Raw genomic sequence first — 18,107 nt, forward strand, 5'->3', positions numbered from 1 at the left:
GAGCTTTGGTCGAGTTTCAACGTCCGGACGCCAAAGAAGTTGTGTTTGGATGGATGGAACGATTTCAATACGGTGTTTCGATTCCGTTCCGGGCGCCGCAGGTGCGTGACATGTCTCGGACTTGTGGGAGCGACCGGGGTGGCGCTCCACTTTGCTCGCGAAGGGGCAGGTACAGTCGCCGAATATGCAGCGGCAGGGGTAATGTCTTCGCGAGCAAGCTCGCTCCCACCCGACCGGGGATTGATCCGAGATGGCGGCGCTTGAGTGACCGTGAATCTCCGTCGAGCTTTTAGCTTTTTCCGGGAATGCCGTATTTGCGCAGCCGATGGGCGATCGCCGTGTGGGATGTCTGTAGCCGCGCGGCCAGTTGCCGGGTCGAGGGATACTGGCTGTAGAGCTTCTCCAGCAGCGACTTTTCAAAATCTTCGACCGCCGCTTCAAGGCTTTCGATTTCCCCATCACTGCCCCTCGCCACCGACGTGCCGGCGATGTCGAGGTCGCCGATGTCGACCAGCGAGCTGTCGCAAATGGCCGCCGCGCGGAAGATCACGTTCTGCAACTGGCGAACGTTGCCCGGCCAGCGATTGCCAAGGAGAGCAGGGTAGGTGGTCGGGGCGAGGCGGCAGACCGGTCGCTGGATCTGCGTGCAGGCCTGCTCCATGAAATAGCGCGCCAGCATCAGGATGTCCTGACCGCGTTCACGCAGCGGCGGCACGTCCAGATTGAGCACGTTCAGGCGATAGAACAGGTCTTCGCGAAAGGTGCCCTCGGCGACCATTTTTTCCAGGTCGCGGTGGGTGGCGCTCAGGATGCGCACGTTGACCTGCACTTCCTTGTCGCCGCCGACCCGCCGAAAACTGCCGTCATTCAGGAAGCGAAGAAGTTTTGCTTGCAGATACGGCGACATCTCGCCGATCTCGTCAAGAAACACGGTGCCCTTGTTGGCGAGCTCCATCAGCCCGGGTTTGCCGCCCCGCTGTGCACCGGTAAAGGCACCGGGGGCGTAGCCGAACAGTTCGCTCTCCGCGAGGTTCTCCGGCAGCGCCGCGCAGTTGAGCGCGAGAAAAGGCGCGCCATTGCGCGCGCTCACGGCATGACACGCCCGCGCCACCAGCTCCTTGCCCGTCCCGGTTTCGCCCTGAATCAGCAGCGGCGCATCCAGTGCCGCGACCCGCTGGGCGCGGGCTTTAAGTGTACGGATTGGCGCGGAGTCGCCCAACAGCGCGTCGAACCCTTCGGCGTGATCGTGGTGCAACGCCGACAGGCGTTCTCCGATTCGGCTCGGTTGGTAAAGGGTCAGCAATGCGCCCGCGTCGGTGATTGGTGTGGCATCGAGCAGCAAGGCCTCGCCGTTGAGCGTGACCTCGCGCAGTGGCAGACGAAAGCCGTTTTCCAGCAGCGCCGATTGCAGGCCATCATCGGAGAACAGTTCGCCGATCGATTCTCCCGTCGGTTCCCGGCCATACAACGCGACCAGGGCAGGGTTCGCCAGCAGCACATGGCCGGCGCTGTCGAGGGCAAGCACCGGGTCGGTCATCGCTGCCAGCAGGGCATCCAACTGCAAGTGGCGGCGCTGGCCGGGAAGGATGTCGACCACTGTGATCGCTTCCACGCCGCGCACGCGAAACAGCCGGTCCTTGAGTTCTTCAAGCACGTCATGGCTCAGCGTCGGCGCGTCGATGTAGACGTTGGGCGGTACCATTTCCACGGCATCGAGGTTCAGGTTGCGCGCGCCGAGGATGGCAAGCACTTCCTGAGTGATGCCGACGCGGTCGATGAACGTGACGTGAATGCGCATGGGGAGAGAAAGGACCCGCGGGAGTGAGGGAGGCGATTATGCCAGTAATCTCATCACCCATCGCGGTCCCGAGACGGGTCAGCGTGCTGGTCTATTCCAGATGCTCCGGCTTCACCGGATCACCGGATTTCATATCGAGCGTGTGGCGGATGTCTTCGAACATTCGGTCGTACTCGCCGTGCATCGCATGCAGGTCAGTGGTTCTCGGCAGGCCATGCTTTTCGAGTCTGCGCGAGGCATCACTGGCGAAGTTGTAGGCCTTGTCCTTCGGCAGCTCGAATGTTTCGCTGACCGCCTGGCCATTGATGTCGCCTTCCAGGGTGAACTGCATGCCCGGTCCCGAATCGGTCTGGCTGACTTCGTAACGAATGTGAAGGTCGTAGCCGACATCGTGTGGTTGCAGAGCGGGGTGGACGATGTGCAGATGACCTGGCTCGAACATGGCAATGGCTCCGGGGAAAGGTGATGGACCTAAGAGGACAGACCGCCGGGGGCTGCCTCGGGTTCAGGTTCATATGCGGCGCGCTGTTGGTGGGACGGCTTTAGCCGGGAAAGCGTCAGGTGCAGCAGCGCTTGACCAGCGGCGTTCAAACCGGCCTCTTCCCGGCTGAAGCCGGTCTTGCATTTCAGTGTCCGGGATTGTCGTGACGATTGGGCGACGGCGACGGCGACGGCGGCTGTGCGGGCGAAAGGCGCGAAGGCTCAGGCCGTGACCAGATCCACAGATTGACCAGCACCATGCCGGCTACCGCGAAGTAGATCCACCAATTGTGTTTCAGCAGCACCAGCATCATGACCGCGCAGATCAGCATGGTGACCGTGGCGCTGATCTTGGCCTTGCGCGCAATCATCTTGCCGTTTCGCCAGTTGCTCAGCATCGGTCCGAACACCCGATGATTCTCGAGCCAGGCGCTCAAGCGCGGCGAGCTACGCGTCGCCGCCCACGCCGCCAGCAGAATGAATTCGGTGGTGGGCAGGCCCGGAATGAAAATCGCGATGATGCCGATGGTCAGGCTCACGTAGGCGAGAATGCCAAACAGGATGCGGGACAGTTTACTGCCGGGTGGAGTACGGGTCATGGTCTCGGTAATGCAGAGTGAACAGGTGTTGCGGGATTTTCAGGTCCCGCAAAGGCGCTCAGCTTATCAGTGCCGGGCGCAAAAGGCCCGGCGTCAGGCGGGTTCCGCTTCAGACGCTGGAGCGTAGGCGTGCTGCAGCAGCACGTTGAAACGTTCGAAGGCCGCCACTGCGCCACGGTCTATCTCGCGCTCCTGTTCGGCGTTGAACGGCAGATCGTCAATGATCCGGACGAAGCGTTTCCAGCCTTCGGCGCGACCGCCTGACGGTTCACCCAGATGGCGCGCGCCGAACGTCTCGCTGAGGTTCAAGGCCACGGCGCGTTTGATCAGAAAGGCGGCGCCCAGCTTCGAACCCTCCGACACGAACAGCCAGCCCAGCGCCTCGGCAAGGCTGGGCCCATCGACCGCGCCGGCGACCGGGGCAGGCATGTCAGCCTGAAGATCAAGCAGATCGGCTTTTGCCTGTTCGGCGCGGCATCGATCGGGCAGGTCGGCAATCAGCTCAATCAACTGCGGGTGCGTGTACAGCGTTTTCAGCTCTTCCTGGAACAGGTATTGGGCGCTGAGGAATCGGCGGTAGCTGGCCAGTGTCTCGAACGGCGCGTTGGCTTTCACCGCCTTGTCCAGTTGTTCATGGGGGGCATGGGTGATCTGGTTCAGTCGTTGCGAGCGACGAATGGCGTTGTCGGTCATAGGGTCTTCCCTGTAAATGAGGCGTTTGTTAACAAGACGAACGAGCGTTGCAGGCGCGTAAAAAATCACGCACCTGCAATGGGGATCGGTCAGATATCCCACACCACGTTCACGGCAAAATTGCGGCCTGGCTGGGTCAGCCGGTCGAGGTTGGCGGGGGCGGTGGCGCCGGCTTCGCCGACACTGTCGTAGCCGCGCACGTCATCCCACAGCCAGTATTTTTTGTCCGCGAGGTTGTACAGGCCACCGCTGACCGTGACGTCGTTGGTGACTTTGTAATAGCCCGTCAGATCGACGAGGCCAAAGCCCGGCGTCTTGAACCGGGTGGCACCGTCGGGGGCGTAGTAGTTACTGGTGTCGACCCGCGTCTTGCGCTTGACCAGCGTCCAGTTCAGCAAGCCGCCGTAGTTGCTCTGGTCATAACCCAGCCCGACTACGCCGGTGAGCGGATTGATGCTATTGAGGGGCTGGCCGGTGTCGTTGTTGCGACCGTACAGATAGGCCAGCGAGCCTCGGGTGTAGAGGCCTTCGGGTGCGCCGAAGCTGTCCAGGTCCAAACGGGCCTTGAGCTCAACGCCCTTGATCGTGGCGTGCCTGATGTTGTTGGACTGGAAGGTCGTGGTGGTGGAGTTGGCTGGAATCACTGCGTCCTCATTAATGAAGTCGCGATACGTGTTGTAGAACAGTGACAGATCAAACGTGCCCTCGTCGAAGTGACCGCGCAGCCCGGTTTCGTAGCTCTTGCTGGTCTCCGGTTTCAGGTCGGGATTGGGCTCGACGACGTAATTGCCCCGGGTGTTTTCGAAGCGGCCATACAAGGCTTTGGCGCTCGGCGTGCGGAAGCCCTCGGCGTACTGGCCGTACCAGGTGTAGGCGTCGTTGAACGCATACGTCAGCCCCAGCTTGGGTGACAGGCGATGCCATTTTTTGGTGCTGTCGTCGAACTCGCTCTTGCTTTTCAGGTTGACGCTTTTGAGGAATGAATCTGTGGCGTCTGGTTCGAGCGTGGTGTAGTCGTAGCGGGCGCCGGGCATGAAGGTCCAGTCGCCCCACTTGATCTGATCCTGGGCGAACAGCGCGTAGGTGGTGATCGTCGGATTCGGGAAGTCGTGGGTGGGTGCCACGATGTCGGAGGCAGTGGTGCTGACTGCACCGAGGGTGCGGCAGGTTCCGACGACCGACGCACAGGTGGCTGATCCTGTCCGAAGCCCTGTCACCTTCTGTTGCTTGAGGGTCGTGCCGTACGTCAGCAAGTGCTGGGTGTCGCCAAGGTCGAACGCTTTATCCAGCTGTGCGTCGAGGATCCATTGGCGTTCCTTGTAGTGGGTGTCGCGGGTGCGCCAGACATCTCGCGAAACCGCCCCGCTTCTGGGGTTGGAGGGTAGATACCTTTCAACGGTATTTTGATCGGTCTTGGCAATCTGATAGTTCAAGCTCCACTTGGCGTTGTCAGCCAGCACGCTGTCCAGCGCAAAGCTGTTTTCCAGGCCAAACCGCTCTCGGGTGATAACGTCGTTTCCTTCGCGTGAACCGTAGTAGCCGAAGCCAACACCGGCATTGAAAGGCCCACCCACCACACTCTTCTGATTCGTATGGGTATCGTCCTTGTACTTCTCGTAAGTGAACGCCAGACGATCATTGTCGCCATAGTTCCAGCCCAGCTTGGCCAGCACATTGGTTGCGCGGGCGTCTTCCGGGTTGGCTGCCGTACGGGACAGCCCGGTCCCGCCATGCTCACCGTAGGACTCGAGCTCGTGGCCGTTGCGCTGGCTGACGTGCAGCAAACCGTCGACATCCCCCGCGCGGCCGGCAACCGTAGATGAATTCAACCAGCTGTTGTCCGCCGAGCTGTAGCCGGTTTTCAGGCGGGCACCGACATCTTTGCCCGGCTTGATGATGTCCCCGGGGTCGAGGGTGTAATAACTCACCGCCCCGCCAATGGCGCTGCTCCCATACAGTGCCGACGCAGGCCCGCGCAGGATCTCGACGCGCTTGATGATCTCCGGATCCACGTAATTGCGATGGGTGTTGGCGAAAGGGCCCTGGAAGAAGTTGTCCGGCACTTCGACGCCATCCACCTGCGTCAGGATCCGGTCGCCATCGATGCCGCGGATGTTGTAGCCGCTGGTGCCCGCACGCTGGCCGGCCCCGCCCACGGACACGCCAGGCTCGTCGCGTACCAGGTCGCGAACGCTGTTGACGTTGCGACGATCCAGCGACGCTCGGTCCTGCACGGTCACCGTGCCGGGTACTGAACCCACCGACTGCGCCTGACGTGTGGCGCTGACTGTGATCTGCTCCAGTTCCAGCTCGCTGGTTTGCTCGGCGGCAGCGACGGCGGGGCTGTGCACCGCGGCAGCCAAAACGGCGATGGTCAGCAGGGAAAGCCCGAGGTGGTGAGTGGTGTTCGGCGAGCTGGGTGAGGCGGGGTTGAAGCTGGACAGCATGGATAGCGCTCCCTGTCGTGCGGGTCGTCATAGTTGTTGCGAGATGATTCAAATAGGAATCAGTTGCATTGGCTATGACTAGACGTACGGGTCGCGGCTATCGCGTAAAAATAATTTCGGTCAGTGTCAGATCATCAGGTTTGAAGCCATGGCGCCGCAGCTTGGCGAGCGCAGTCCGGCGTCAGGTTTTTTTCCGCACAGCCAGCACCGCTGCTGCATCGAATACCGTTTGCGAGTGCCACACGGCCTCGGCGCTGGCAAACGCTTCACGGTGGGCGGGATCGGCTCCGAGCCATTCTAGAAAGCGCGCGTGGGTTGCGGCATCTGCGAGTTCCAGCTCGATCAGCCAGGTCAGGGCCTGATCCATCGTCTCGGCAGCGCCCGATGCATCGGCTTGAGCGCGGCGGGGTGATTGGGAGTCCGTCAAGGAGCGTCCTCAGGTCCACGGTTTGGCCGGCATTGTAGCGTCACTCAGAAGCACCCACTGACGAATTCTTGCGGATGAAACTCAGTGATCCAGGCGCGCCGCGACACTCAGGCAGAGCGTCATGATCAGCTTCAATTCTTTTTGCACGGTACTGGTGGACACGCCCAGTTGCTCGGCGATTTCCAGATAACTTGCGCCGTGAAGCCGACTGAGGGTGAAGATTTTCTGCTGCCGGGGCGACAGGGTTTCCAGGCTCGTGCTCAGGCTTTCCAGCAGACGGTTGGCGTGGGCTGCATCCTCCAGCGCGGAGTGGGGGGCGACGACATTATGGATATCGCTGATCGGCGCATCGTCATTGATGGTGCGCGCGTGAACGCGGCGGGCGCGCAGATGATCCAGGGCCAGATTGCGCGCGGTCTGGAAGACGAAGGGTTCGAGGTGCTCGATGGCTCTTTCGGTGAGCGCGCGGGTGACACGGAGGTAGGTTTCCTGGAGCAGGTCTTCGGCGGCGGTGTGACTGCGGACCATGCGCTGAAGCGTGCGCAACAGCATGGTTCGCCGGGCGAGGAAGACGGTATTGAAGTGCGACTGAGTCACGGGGACACCCGACGAGAATTCAGTAGATGATAATGCTTATCATCTAGACATCAGGTCAAGGCAGGGATTTGCACAGATTGTAAGGGCCGTTCGCCGGGACGGCAGTCATTACCGGGGAGGGAGTTGATCGCGAAGAGCCTGGTAAATCCGCTGACTGTCCAGCGGCTTGAATTCCGTCTTCGCGAGCAAGCTCGCTCCTACATTGAGGGGATCCTATTACTTGCTTACTCGGCGTTCATCAACGCTAGGCAGTTATCCAGCATGCGGTTGGAGAAGCCCCATTCGTTGTCGTACCACGCCAGCACCTTCAGCAGGCGACCGCTGACTTTGGTGTGGTTCGCATCGAAGATCGACGACAGCGGGTTGTGATTGAAGTCGTGGGAAACCAGCGGCAGGGTGTTGTAGCCGAGGATTTTCGAATGCTGGGCCGCTTCTTTCATGATCGCGTTGACTTCTTCGGCCGTCGCGTCGCGCTTGAGCTGAATGGTCAGGTCGACCAGCGACACGTTGATCACCGGCACACGCACGGCCATGCCGGTCAGCTTGCCTGCCAGTTCCGGCAGTACCAGGCCGACCGCTTCGGCAGCGCCGGTCTTGCTCGGGATCATCGACTGGGTAGCCGAACGCGCGCGGTACGGGTCGGTGTGGTAGACGTCGATCAGGTTCTGGTCGTTGGTATAGGCGTGGATGGTGGTCATCAGACCGCTCTCGATGCCCAGCTCACGGTTCAGCACCTGGGCGACCGGCGCCAGGCAGTTGGTGGTGCAGGATGCGTTGGAGATGACCTGATGGGATTGGCGCAGTACATCATGGTTAACGCCGTAGACGATCGTCGCATCGGCGCCTTTGGCCGGTGCAGAAATAATCACTTTCTTGGCGCCGGCGGTGATGTGGGCAGCGGCTTTGGTGCGGTCGGTGAACAGGCCGGTGCATTCGAACACAACGTCGATGTCCAGGGATTTCCACGGCAGCTCGGCCGGGTTGCGGATCGCGCTGACCGCAATTCGGTCACCATTGACGGTCAGGCTTTCCTGATCGTGTTCAACGGAACCGTCGAATTGCCCGTGAACCGTATCGAATTTCAGCAGGTGGGCGTTGATCTCGCTGTCGCCCAAGTCGTTGATGGCGACGACTTGCAGGTCCTGACGGTAGCCTTGGGTATAGAGTGCGCGTAGGACGTTGCGGCCGATTCGGCCAAAGCCATTGATTGCGATGCGGAGAGTCATACACCCGTCCTCAAGAATTTGTTGTTGGAATTACAAGATTATTCTCATAAAAATAGAAAACAACCCCTTTTAGTGGCAGTATTTTGTTTTATCTACAAATAGAAACCCGTCTGGCCGTCACAACTGGCTGAAAATCAAGTGCTTGCCGTCGCTCTCGTCTGAGCCCCGGATTTGATCGCAGCCTGGTGAAAGCGCCTGAACGAGTGACCACATCGCTAGCCTGGAGTCCATGACATGCATCCCCGCGTCCTTGAGGTAACCGAACGGCTGATTGCTCGCAGCCGTGAAACCCGTCAACGCTACCTGCAATTGATCCGGGGTGCGGCGAGCGACGGGCCGATGCGCGGCAAGTTGCAATGTGCCAACTTCGCCCACGGCGTCGCGGCATGTGGTCCCGAAGACAAGAACAGCCTGCGCATGATGAATGCGGCCAACATTGCCATCGTCTCTTCCTACAACGACATGCTCTCGGCGCATCAGCCGTACGAACACTTCCCCGAACAGATCAAAAAAGCGCTGCGCGAAATCGGCTCGGTGGGGCAGTTTGCCGGTGGCGTTCCGGCCATGTGTGACGGTGTCACCCAGGGCGAGCCGGGCATGGAATTGAGTATCGCAAGCCGAGAAGTCATTGCGATGGCAACGGCGGTGGCGTTGTCCCACAACATGTTCGACGGCGCGCTGATGCTGGGCATCTGCGACAAGATCGTTCCGGGCCTGCTGATGGGCTCGCTGCGTTTCGGTCATCTGCCGACGATTTTTGTACCGGGCGGGCCAATGGTCTCGGGCATCTCCAACAAAGAGAAAGCCGACGTGCGGCAGCGCTACGCCGAAGGCAAGGCGACTCGCGAAGAGCTGCTGGACTCGGAGATGAAGTCCTACCACGGCCCGGGCACCTGCACGTTCTACGGCACGGCGAACACCAACCAGTTGCTCATGGAAGTCATGGGTCTGCATCTTCCGGGCGCCTCTTTCGTCAATCCCTACACACCGCTGCGCGATGCCCTGACACGCGAGGCGGCGTTCCAGGTCACGCGTCTGACCAAACAAAGCGGCGACTTCATCCCTCTCGGAGAGATTGTGGACGAACGTTCGCTGGTCAACTCGATTGTTGCCCTGCACGCGACGGGCGGTTCCACCAACCACACGCTGCACATGCCGGCGATTGCCCAGTGCGCGGGCATTCAGCTGACGTGGCAGGACATGGCCGATCTGTCGGAAGTCGTGCCGACCCTGTCCCACGTCTACCCGAACGGCAAAGCCGACATCAACCACTTCCAGGCTGCCGGCGGCATGTCGTTCCTGATCCGCGAGCTGCTCGATGCGGGCCTGATGCACGAAGACGTCAACACGGTCATGGGCCGTGGTCTGCGTCGCTACACCCAGGAGCCGTTCCTGGAAGAAGGCACACTGGTGTGGCGAGATGGCCCGATCGAAAGCCTGGACGAAAACGTCCTGCGTCCGATTGCCCGTCCGTTCTCGGCCGAGGGTGGCCTGCGGGTGATGGAAGGCAACCTGGGCCGTGGCGTGATGAAGGTCTCTGCCGTTGCGCTGGAGCATCAGATCGTCGAAGCGCCCGCCAAAGTATTCGAAGACCAGCAGGACCTCGCCGACGCCTTCAAGGCGGGCGAACTGGAGTGCGATTTCGTGGCGGTGATGCGCTTCCAGGGGCCGCGCTCCAACGGCATGCCGGAGCTGCACAAGATGACGCCGTTCCTGGGCGTGCTGCAGGACCGTGGGTTCAAAGTAGCGCTGATTACTGACGGGCGCATGTCCGGCGCGTCCGGGAAAATCCCGGCGGCGATTCACGTTTGCCCGGAAGCCTCCGACGGCGGACCGCTGGCGTTGGTACGTGATGGGGATCTCATTCGTGTCGATGGCGTGAAAGGAACGTTGCAAGTTCTGGTCGAACCGGCAGAATTGGCCGCCAGAGAGCCGGCCATCGGTCGCTTGTCCCATAACGTGGGCAGCGGGCGCGAATTGTTCGGCTTCATGCGCATGGCCTTCAGCTCGGCAGAGAAGGGCGCCAGCGCCTTTACTTCGAATCTGGAGACGCTCAAGTGACATTGGCGATGGTGGGTGATATCGGCGGCACAAATGCGCGGTTTGCCATTTGGGAAGACGATCAGTTGCATTCGATTCGCGTATTCGCGACGGTCGATTACGCCAGTCCTGAAAAGGCCCTGACGGTCTATTTGCAGGACCTGGAATTGCAGCGCGGTGATGTCACCTCCATTTGCCTGGCCGTGGCCGGGCCGGTGACCGGCGATGATTTCCACTTCACCAACAGCCACTGGAAGATCAACCGGCAGGCGTTCTGCGCCGAGCTGAAGATCGACCATCTGATCCTGGTCAACGACTTCACCGCCATGGCGCTGGGCATGACCCGCCTGAAGGACGACGAGTACCTGACCGTGCGTCATGGCAAGGGCGATCCTCGTGGTGCGCGGGTGGTGATCGGGCCAGGCACCGGCCTTGGCGTCGGCACGTTGATCCGCAGCGGCGAAGCGCGATGGACTGCGGTGCCGGGGGAGGGCGGTCACGTTGATTTGCCGATCGGCACGCCTCGCGAAGCCCTGCTGTGGATGCGGTTGATGGCGACCCACGAGCATGTCAGCGCCGAGACGATTCTGAGTGGCGCCGGGCTGTTGCTGCTGTATCAAGTCAGCTGCGGGCTGGACGAGATCGAGCCTGAACTCAAATCCCCGGCGGCCATTACCTCGGCGGCGCTCAAGGGCGATCCGGTCGCCAGCGCGGTGCTCGAGCAGTTCTGTGTATTCCTCGGCCGGGTGGCGGGCAATAACGTACTGACTGTCGGCGGACGCGGCGGCGTGTATATTGCCGGTGGCGTGATCCCGCGGTTCGTTGATTTCTTCATGCAGAGCGGCTTCAACAAGGCGTTCGCCGAGAAGGGACTGATGAAGGATTACTTCAATGACGTGCCGGTCTGGCTGGTCACGGCCGAGTACCCCGGCCTGATGGGCGCAGGCGTGGCGCTGGATCAATATGCGGCGAGCGCTAGCGGCAAGCTATAAGCTGCAAGTCAAGGCCGCGCATGGCTGGCTTGCGGCTTAAAGCTTGAAGCTCGCAACTGCTCCACCTATAACAACAATCCATTGCTCACAAGGACGACCATGTGAACGCTGTCAGTAAATCGATTCTGGTGGTTGACGATGACCAGGAGATTTGCGAGTTGCTGCAAGCCTACCTGAGCCGATCCGGTTTTCAGGTGCGCACGGTCGGCGATGGGGCCGAGTTTCGCCAGGCGTTCAACGAAGAGGCCAGCGACCTGCTGATTCTCGACGTCATGCTCCCCGACGAAGATGGCTTCAGCCTGTGTCGTTGGGTCAGGCAGCATCCGCGTCAACCGCATATTCCCATCATCATGCTCACCGCCAGCTCCGACGAGGCCGACCGTGTCATCGGGCTGGAACTCGGCGCCGATGACTACATGGCCAAACCCTTCAGCCCCCGTGAACTTCAGGCCCGGATCAAGGCACTGTTGCGTCGCGCCCAGTTCGGCCAGGAGCGCAGCGGCGGTGAGGTGCTGGTGTTCGATGAATGGCGGCTGGACATGGTCAGTCATCGGCTGTTTCACAACGACGGTGAAGAAGTGATTTTGTCCGGCGCCGATTTCGCGCTGCTCAAATTGTTTCTCGACAATCCCCAACAGATTCTTGATCGCGACACCATCGGCAACGCCACCCGTGGCCGTGAGCTGATGCCGCTGGAGCGCATCGTCGACATGGCGGTCAGCCGCCTGCGTCAGCGTTTGCGTGACACTGGCAAGGCTCCGCGTTTGATCCGCACCGTGCGAGGCAGTGGTTATCTGCTGGCAGCCAATGTGCTCCCCCAAGCCGGCAACGGTTACTGATACTCAATGGTGACTGACAGGAAACGCCGCTTGCCGGTGCCGCGTTCGCTGCTCGGACGCATGCTGCTGCTGACCTTGCTCGCCGTGTTGCTGGCGCAAACCCTGTCCAGCCTGATCTGGCTCTCTCAACTGCGCGCCACGCAGATGGAAGGCCTGGTCACCAGCGCCCGCAGTCTGGGTTTTTCCATGGCGGCGAGTGTGAGTTACTTCCGCTCGCTCCCCGTTGCGTTTCGGCCGCTGGTGCTCGATCAATTGCGCAGCATGGGCGGCACGCGTTTCTTCGTGTCGCTCAACGATCGACCGCTGGAAATGCAGGTGCTTGAGCCCACCGTGCGCAAGACAGCGGTCATCGATGTGGTCGGTCAGGTGCTGCGGCAGAACCTCGGCGCTGATCCCGACATCCTCGTCCGCTTCGTGCGTCCCGAAGACCTGCGCATTTTCAACAGCGGTCTCAGACTCGACGAACTTCCGCGCTCATGGGCCCATTACGCGCTGACCCTTGAACCGGTCAATCCGCCCGTGCTGGTCACGCAGATCGAGCTGTCGCCCGGCGAATGGCTGTACATCGCCTCGCTGCTGCCTGAGCCCTACACCATGCTCGAAGCGGAAGGCCTGCCCTCGCAGCAAGTCTGGTTCATTGCTTTGACCAGTATTTTTCTGTTGGTCTTCATCGGTCTGCTGGTGCACTGGCAGAGTGGGCCGCTCAAGCGTCTGGCCCATGCCGCGCGGGATCTGTCGTTGGGCGCTGACGTCGAGCCGGTGGTGGAGGGCGGCGGCAGTGAAGTGGTGGAAGTGACCCGCGCGTTCAACACCATGCGCGATCGCATCAGCCGTTACCTGACCGAGCGCGGCCAGCTCTTCAGCGCGATTTCCCACGACCTGCGCACCCCGATCACTCGCTTGCGGCTGCGCGTCGAGCTGCTCGAAGACGAACAGATGCAGGCCAAATTCACCCGTGACCTGGATGAGCTGGAGTTGCTGGTCAAAGGCGCGTTGCAGTGCGTGAAGGACACCGACATTCACGAAAACATCGAGCCGGTCGACCTCAATCACGCGCTGGATTGCCTGATCGAGCCCTATCTCTCGGCTGACGGTGCAGGCCGTGTCACGTTGCACGGCAAGGCGATGTCGATGTACTACGGCAAGCCCTTGGCGCTGCGCCGGTGCATGGGCAACCTGATCGATAACGCCATCAAATACGGCGACCGTGCGCACCTGTTCGTTGAAGACGACGCCGACGCGTTCATTCTTCACGTCGAAGATGAAGGCCCGGGCGTGCCTGAACAGCGAATGGAACAAGTCTTCGAACCGCACTTCCGGCTGGCCGGCAAACACCAGCAGGGCTATGGGTTAGGGCTCGGAATCGCCCGCAATATTGCCCACAGCCACGGCGGCGAAGTGACATTGCAGAACATGCGCGAGGGCGGGTTGCGGGTCACGCTCTATCTGCCGCGTGGTGTGGAGTAATCTGGTTCCTTTCCTCAATGTCACAGCCCTGTGACATTTGCGCATCCCTTCGTTACCGTCCGCTCTAACCCCTTGGTTAGAATCCACGCAGCGCAAGCGCCACGACTTGCTCATGCATAACAACAAGAAAGGTCAGATATGAATTCGATTTCCCGTCTCGCTGCACTTATTTCCCTCGCCTCGTTGTTCCCTCTGAGCGCTATGGCAGCTGATGCCAAAGGCACCGTCGAAGTTGTGCACTGGTGGACGTCCGGTGGCGAAAAAGCCGCTGTCGATGTGCTCCGCGCGCAAGTTGAAAAAGACGGTTTCACCTGGAAAGACGGCGCTGTCGCAGGCGGCGGCGGTGCAACTGCAATGACCGTGCTCAAAAGCCGCGCCGTTGCTGGCAACCCGCCTGGCGTTGCCCAGATCAAGGGCCTGGACATCCAGGAATGGGCCTCTACCGGCCTGCTTGATACCGACGTGCTGAAAAACGTCTCCAAAGAGGAGAAGTGGGACAGCCTGCTGGACAAGAAAGTCTCCGACACCGTGAAGTACGACGGTGACTACGTCGCCGTGCCGGTGAACATCCACCGCGTCAACTGGCTGTGGATCAACCCGGAAGTCTTCAAGAAAGCCGGTATCGAAAAAGCCCCTACCACCCTCGAAGAATTCTACGCAGCGGGCGACAAGCTCAAAGCGGCAGGCTTCATCCCTCTGGCCCACGGTGGCCAGCCTTGGCAGGACAGCACTGTTTTTGAAGCCGTCGTTCTCTCTGTCATGGGCGCTGACGGTTACAAAAAGGCACTGGTCGACCTCGACAACGCTGCGCTGACCGGCCCTGAAATGGTCAAGTCGCTCACCGAGCTGAAGAAAGTCGCCACCTACATGGATGCCGACGGCAAAGGCCAGGACTGGAACCTGGAAGCCGCCAAAGTCATCAACGGCAAGGCCGGCATGCAGATCATGGGTGACTGGGCCAAGAGTGAATGGACCGCTGCCAAGAAAGTCGCCGGCAAGGACTACGAGTGCGTAGCGTTCCCGGGCACCGACAAGGCCTTCACCTACAACATCGACTCCCTGGCTGTGTTCAAGCAGAAGGATGCAGGTACTGCTGCTGGTCAGCAGGACATCGCCAAGGTCGTGTTGGGTGAAAACTTCCAGAAAGTCTTCAGCATCAACAAAGGCTCGATTCCTGTTCGCAACGACATGCTGGCTGACATGGGCAAGTACGGTTTCGACTCGTGCGCCCAGACCGCTGCCAAGGACTTCCTGGCTGACGCCAAAACCGGCGGCCTGCAACCAAGCATGGCGCACAACATGGCCACCACACTGGCCGTGCAGGGCGCTTTCTTTGACGTCGTGACCAACTTCATCAACGACCCGAAAGCCGATCCGGCCGACGCGGCGAAGAAGCTGGGCGCTGCGATCAAGTCTGCCAAGTAAGCCGTAACACCGCTTGCTCCATGTAGGAGTGAGCTTGCTCGCGATGGCGTCATGTCAGCCAATACAGACGGCACTGACACGCCGCCTCGCGAGCAAGCTCACTCCTGCAGAAGGCGGCGTGTTTGCACTCTTCATTCTTCTGTACTGGATTTCACCATGAGTTCTGTTGCTGTGTTCAGCAAAGCCTCGCCGTTCGATGCACTGCAGCGCTGGCTACCCAAACTGGTGCTGGCGCCCAGCATGTTCATCGTATTGGTGGGCTTCTACGGCTATATCCTGTGGACGTTCGTTCTGTCGTTCACCAACTCGACTTTCCTGCCGACCTACAAATTCGTGGGTCTGGCGCAATACGCGCGGTTGTTCGACAACGATCGCTGGTGGGTAGCCAGCAAAAACCTCGCGGTGTTCGGTGGCATGTTCATCGGCATCAGCATGGTGGTTGGCGTGCTGCTGGCGGTCTTTCTGGATCAGCGCATCCGCCGCGAAGGCTTCATCCGTACCATTTATCTGTACCCGATGGCGCTCTCGATGATCGTCACCGGTACGGCCTGGAAATGGCTGCTCAACCCGGGCATGGGTCTGGACAAACTGCTGCGTGACTGGGGCTGGGAAGGCTTTCGCCTGGACTGGCTGATCGATCCGGACCGCGTCGTTTACTGTCTGGTGATCGCTGCGGTATGGCAGGCGTCGGGCTTCATCATGGCGATGTTCCTGGCCGGCCTTCGTGGCGTTGATCAGTCGATCATCCGCGCTGCGCAGATCGACGGCGCGAGCATGCCGAAAATTTACTGGAAGGTCGTGCTGCCAAGCCTGCGTCCGGTGTTCTTCAGCGCGGTCATGATTCTGGCGCACATCGCCATCAAGAGTTTCGACCTGGTCGCGGCCATGACGGCCGGTGGCCCGGGCTACTCGTCTGACCTGCCCGCGATGTTCATGTACTCGTTCACCTTCAGCCGTGGCCAGATGGGCATGGGTTCCGCCAGTGCGATCCTGATGCTCGGCGCGATTCTCGCCATCCTCGTGCCTTATCTGTATTCCGAGCTGAGGGCCAAGCGCAATGACTAGTCTCGCCAACAAGCCCGCCCTCAGCCTGAGCCGCGTCGCCATCTATGCGGTGCTGATCGTTGCGGTATTCATTTATCTGGTGCCGCTGGTGGTGATGCTGCTGACCAGCTTCAAGTCGCCGGAAGACATTGGCAGCGGCAACCTGCTCAGCTGGCCGACCGAAGTGACGGCCATCGGCTGGATCAAAGCCTGGGCGACGGTGAAGGGCTACTTCTGGAACTCGTTCCTGATCACCGTTCCGGCGGTGCTGATCTCCACCACCATTGGTGCGCTGAACGGCTACGTGCTGTCGATGTGGCGCTTTCGCGGTTCGCAGTTGTTCTTCGGCCTGCTGCTGTTCGGTTGCTTCCTGCCGTTCCAGACCGTCCTGCTGCCGGCGTCTTTCACACTGGGCAAAATGGGCCTGGCGAGCACCACCACAGGTCTCGTGTTCGTCCACGTCGTTTACGGTCTGGCGTTCACCACGCTGTTCTTCCGCAACTACTACGTCAGTATTCCGGACGCACTGGTGAAAGCGGCACGTCTGGATGGCGCCGGCTTCTTCACCATCTTCCGTCGGATCATTCTGCCGATGTCGACGCCGATCATCATGGTCTGCCTGATCTGGCAGTTCACCCAGATCTGGAACGACTTCCTGTTCGGCGTGGTGTTCTCCAGCGGTGATTCTCAGCCGATCACGGTCGCGCTGAACAACCTGGTCAACACCAGCACAGGCGTCAAGGAATACAACGTTGATATGGCGGCGGCGATGATCGCCGGTCTGCCGACCCTGCTGGTCTACGTGGTCGCAGGCAAGTATTTCGTGCGCGGGCTCACGGCCGGCGCAGTCAAGGGGTAATCATGGCAACGCTTGAACTACGCAATGTAAACAAGACTTACGGGGCCGGTTTGCCGGACACCCTGAAGAACATCGAACTCTCCATCAAAGAAGGCGAGTTCCTGATTCTGGTCGGCCCTTCGGGCTGCGGTAAGTCGACCCTGATGAACTGCATCGCCGGGCTGGAAAACATTACCGGCGGCGCGATCATGATCGGTGATCAGGACGTCAGCGGCATGAGCCCGAAGGATCGCGACATCGCGATGGTCTTCCAGTCCTACGCGCTGTACCCGACCATGAGCGTGCGCGAGAACATCGAGTTCGGGCTGAAGATTCGCAAGATGAATCAGGCCGACATCGACGCCGAAGTGGCTCGGGTCGCCAAGCTGCTGCAGATCGAACACCTGCTCAATCGCAAGCCGGGGCAGCTCTCCGGTGGTCAGCAACAGCGCGTGGCCATGGGCCGGGCGCTGGCCCGTCGGCCGAAGATTTACCTGTTCGACGAGCCGCTTTCGAACCTCGATGCCAAGCTGCGCGTCGAGATGCGTACCGAAATGAAGCTGATGCACCAGCGCCTGAAGACCACCACGGTCTACGTGACCCACGACCAGATCGAAGCGATGACACTGGGCGACAAAGTGGCGGTCATGAAGGACGGCATCATTCAGCAGTTCGGCACGCCAAAGCAGATCTACAACGATCCGGCCAACCTGTTCGTGGCCAGCTTCATCGGCTCGCCGCCGATGAACTTCATCCCGCTGCGTCTGCAACGCAAGGACGGTCGCCTCGTCGCGCTGCTCGACAGCGGTCAGGCCCGTTGCGAGCTGCCGATGAGCATGAACGACGCCGGTCTTGAGGACCGTGAGGTGATTCTGGGCCTGCGTCCTGAGCAAATCGTGCTAGCGTCCGGTGATGCTGCCGGTCTGCCGACCATTCGCGCGGAAGTCCAGGTGACCGAGCCGACTGGCCCGGATACGCTGGTATTCGTTACCCTCAACGAGAGCAAGGTCTGCTGCCGTCTGGCGCCGGATATTGCACCCGCTGTGGGCGAGACCTTGACGTTGCAGTTCGATCCGGCGAAGGTTCTGCTGTTCGACGCCAAAACCGGCGAGCGCCTTGGCGTCCTGGCACCGAGTCAGTCGGTGGAGAACATGGGGAATGTCACGCGGCTCAACCGCAACTGATCCCGACGTGC

General features: G+C 60.6%; 16 protein-coding genes. 8 read left to right on the forward strand and 8 right to left on the reverse strand.

Annotated features, from left to right (window positions below):
• Window positions 1-289: 289 nt before the first annotated feature.
• The 8 genes from ACYASU_RS16080 to gap form a co-directional block, all read right to left on the reverse strand.
• A complete protein-coding gene (locus ACYASU_RS16080) occupies window positions 290-1,798 on the reverse strand; it encodes a sigma-54-dependent transcriptional regulator (protein WP_192171806.1) in 1,509 nt (502 codons plus the stop codon).
• A 91-nt stretch (window positions 1,799-1,889) separates the two neighbouring features.
• Complete coding sequence (locus tag ACYASU_RS16085; protein ID WP_346627019.1) at window positions 1,890-2,240, reverse strand: DUF5064 family protein; 351 nt, start codon at window positions 2,238-2,240, stop codon at window positions 1,890-1,892.
• A 184-nt stretch (window positions 2,241-2,424) separates the two neighbouring features.
• Window positions 2,425-2,877, reverse strand: a complete 453-nt coding sequence (locus ACYASU_RS16090; RefSeq protein WP_463583370.1) for a YbaN family protein — start codon at window positions 2,875-2,877, stop codon at window positions 2,425-2,427.
• A gap of 93 nt (window positions 2,878-2,970) precedes the next feature.
• Window positions 2,971-3,570: a biliverdin-producing heme oxygenase gene (locus ACYASU_RS16095; RefSeq protein ID WP_463583371.1), complete on the reverse strand. Its 600-nt coding sequence runs from the start codon at window positions 3,568-3,570 to the stop codon at window positions 2,971-2,973.
• A gap of 89 nt (window positions 3,571-3,659) precedes the next feature.
• The gene (locus tag ACYASU_RS16100) at window positions 3,660-6,017 is read right to left on the reverse strand and encodes a TonB-dependent hemoglobin/transferrin/lactoferrin family receptor (protein WP_463583372.1); all 2,358 of its coding nucleotides are present in this window, start codon (window positions 6,015-6,017) and stop codon (window positions 3,660-3,662) included.
• 181 nt (window positions 6,018-6,198) lie between these two features.
• On the reverse strand, window positions 6,199-6,384 hold the full coding sequence (locus tag ACYASU_RS16105) for a FecR/PupR family sigma factor regulator (protein WP_463583373.1): 186 nt from the start codon (window positions 6,382-6,384) through the stop codon (window positions 6,199-6,201).
• A 141-nt stretch (window positions 6,385-6,525) separates the two neighbouring features.
• On the reverse strand, window positions 6,526-7,041 hold the full coding sequence (locus tag ACYASU_RS16110) for an RNA polymerase sigma factor (RefSeq protein WP_463583374.1): 516 nt from the start codon (window positions 7,039-7,041) through the stop codon (window positions 6,526-6,528).
• A gap of 224 nt (window positions 7,042-7,265) precedes the next feature.
• Complete coding sequence (gap, locus tag ACYASU_RS16115; RefSeq protein WP_122535884.1) at window positions 7,266-8,267, reverse strand: type I glyceraldehyde-3-phosphate dehydrogenase; 1,002 nt, start codon at window positions 8,265-8,267, stop codon at window positions 7,266-7,268.
• A gap of 234 nt (window positions 8,268-8,501) precedes the next feature.
• Between gap and edd the strand changes: the two genes are divergently transcribed.
• The 8 genes from edd (at window position 8,502) to ACYASU_RS16155 (ending at window position 18,096) form a co-directional block, all read left to right on the forward strand.
• Window positions 8,502-10,328, forward strand: a complete 1,827-nt coding sequence (gene edd / locus ACYASU_RS16120) for a phosphogluconate dehydratase (protein ID WP_192171800.1) — start codon at window positions 8,502-8,504, stop codon at window positions 10,326-10,328.
• Window positions 10,325-11,299 (forward strand): glucokinase, encoded by a 975-nt coding sequence (locus ACYASU_RS16125; protein ID WP_282369618.1) that lies wholly within the window; start codon window positions 10,325-10,327, stop codon window positions 11,297-11,299. Before edd ends, ACYASU_RS16125 begins: the two co-directional genes overlap by 4 nt.
• Before the next feature lie 101 nt (window positions 11,300-11,400).
• Window positions 11,401-12,138 carry a response regulator gene (locus ACYASU_RS16130; protein ID WP_122535887.1) on the forward strand — a complete coding sequence of 246 codons (738 nt, stop codon included), beginning with the start codon at window positions 11,401-11,403 and terminating at the stop codon, window positions 12,136-12,138.
• Between the two features lie 6 nt (window positions 12,139-12,144).
• Entirely contained in the window at window positions 12,145-13,605 is a 1,461-nt protein-coding gene (locus ACYASU_RS16135) for an ATP-binding protein (RefSeq protein ID WP_282369619.1), read from the forward strand.
• Between the two features lie 138 nt (window positions 13,606-13,743).
• Window positions 13,744-15,030 (forward strand): ABC transporter substrate-binding protein, encoded by a 1,287-nt coding sequence (locus ACYASU_RS16140; RefSeq protein WP_463583375.1) that lies wholly within the window; start codon window positions 13,744-13,746, stop codon window positions 15,028-15,030.
• Between the two features lie 156 nt (window positions 15,031-15,186).
• Window positions 15,187-16,095, forward strand: a complete 909-nt coding sequence (locus tag ACYASU_RS16145; RefSeq protein ID WP_037014845.1) for a carbohydrate ABC transporter permease — start codon at window positions 15,187-15,189, stop codon at window positions 16,093-16,095.
• Window positions 16,088-16,933 (forward strand): carbohydrate ABC transporter permease, encoded by an 846-nt coding sequence (locus ACYASU_RS16150; RefSeq protein WP_133772127.1) that lies wholly within the window; start codon window positions 16,088-16,090, stop codon window positions 16,931-16,933. The genes ACYASU_RS16145 and ACYASU_RS16150 overlap by 8 nt, the downstream gene beginning before the upstream one ends.
• A 2-nt stretch (window positions 16,934-16,935) precedes the next feature.
• Window positions 16,936-18,096: an ABC transporter ATP-binding protein gene (locus ACYASU_RS16155; protein WP_122535892.1), complete on the forward strand. Its 1,161-nt coding sequence runs from the start codon at window positions 16,936-16,938 to the stop codon at window positions 18,094-18,096.
• Window positions 18,097-18,107: the final 11 nt, after the last annotated feature.

This window comes from Pseudomonas sp. HP_12, assembly GCF_055283955.1.

Bases quoted from the DNA above. Each gene is read 5' to 3' on its own strand.
- ACYASU_RS16080 (WP_192171806.1), bottom strand. From the start codon at position 1,798: ATGCGCATTCACGTCACGTTCATCGACCGCGTCGGCATCACTCAGGAA.
- ACYASU_RS16085 (WP_346627019.1), bottom strand. From the start codon at position 2,240: ATGTTCGAGCCAGGTCATCTGCACATCGTCCACCCCGCTCTGCAACCA.
- ACYASU_RS16090 (WP_463583370.1), bottom strand. From the start codon at position 2,877: ATGACCCGTACTCCACCCGGCAGTAAACTGTCCCGCATCCTGTTTGGC.
- ACYASU_RS16095 (WP_463583371.1), bottom strand. From the start codon at position 3,570: ATGACCGACAACGCCATTCGTCGCTCGCAACGACTGAACCAGATCACC.
- ACYASU_RS16100 (WP_463583372.1), bottom strand. From the start codon at position 6,017: ATGCTGTCCAGCTTCAACCCCGCCTCACCCAGCTCGCCGAACACCACT.
- ACYASU_RS16105 (WP_463583373.1), bottom strand. From the start codon at position 6,384: ATGGATCAGGCCCTGACCTGGCTGATCGAGCTGGAACTCGCAGATGCC.
- gap (WP_122535884.1), bottom strand. From the start codon at position 8,267: ATGACTCTCCGCATCGCAATCAATGGCTTTGGCCGAATCGGCCGCAAC.
- edd (WP_192171800.1), top strand. From the start codon at position 8,502: ATGCATCCCCGCGTCCTTGAGGTAACCGAACGGCTGATTGCTCGCAGC.
- ACYASU_RS16135 (WP_282369619.1), top strand. From the start codon at position 12,145: ATGGTGACTGACAGGAAACGCCGCTTGCCGGTGCCGCGTTCGCTGCTC.
- ACYASU_RS16140 (WP_463583375.1), top strand. From the start codon at position 13,744: ATGAATTCGATTTCCCGTCTCGCTGCACTTATTTCCCTCGCCTCGTTG.
- ACYASU_RS16145 (WP_037014845.1), top strand. From the start codon at position 15,187: ATGAGTTCTGTTGCTGTGTTCAGCAAAGCCTCGCCGTTCGATGCACTG.
- ACYASU_RS16150 (WP_133772127.1), top strand. From the start codon at position 16,088: ATGACTAGTCTCGCCAACAAGCCCGCCCTCAGCCTGAGCCGCGTCGCC.
- ACYASU_RS16155 (WP_122535892.1), top strand. From the start codon at position 16,936: ATGGCAACGCTTGAACTACGCAATGTAAACAAGACTTACGGGGCCGGT.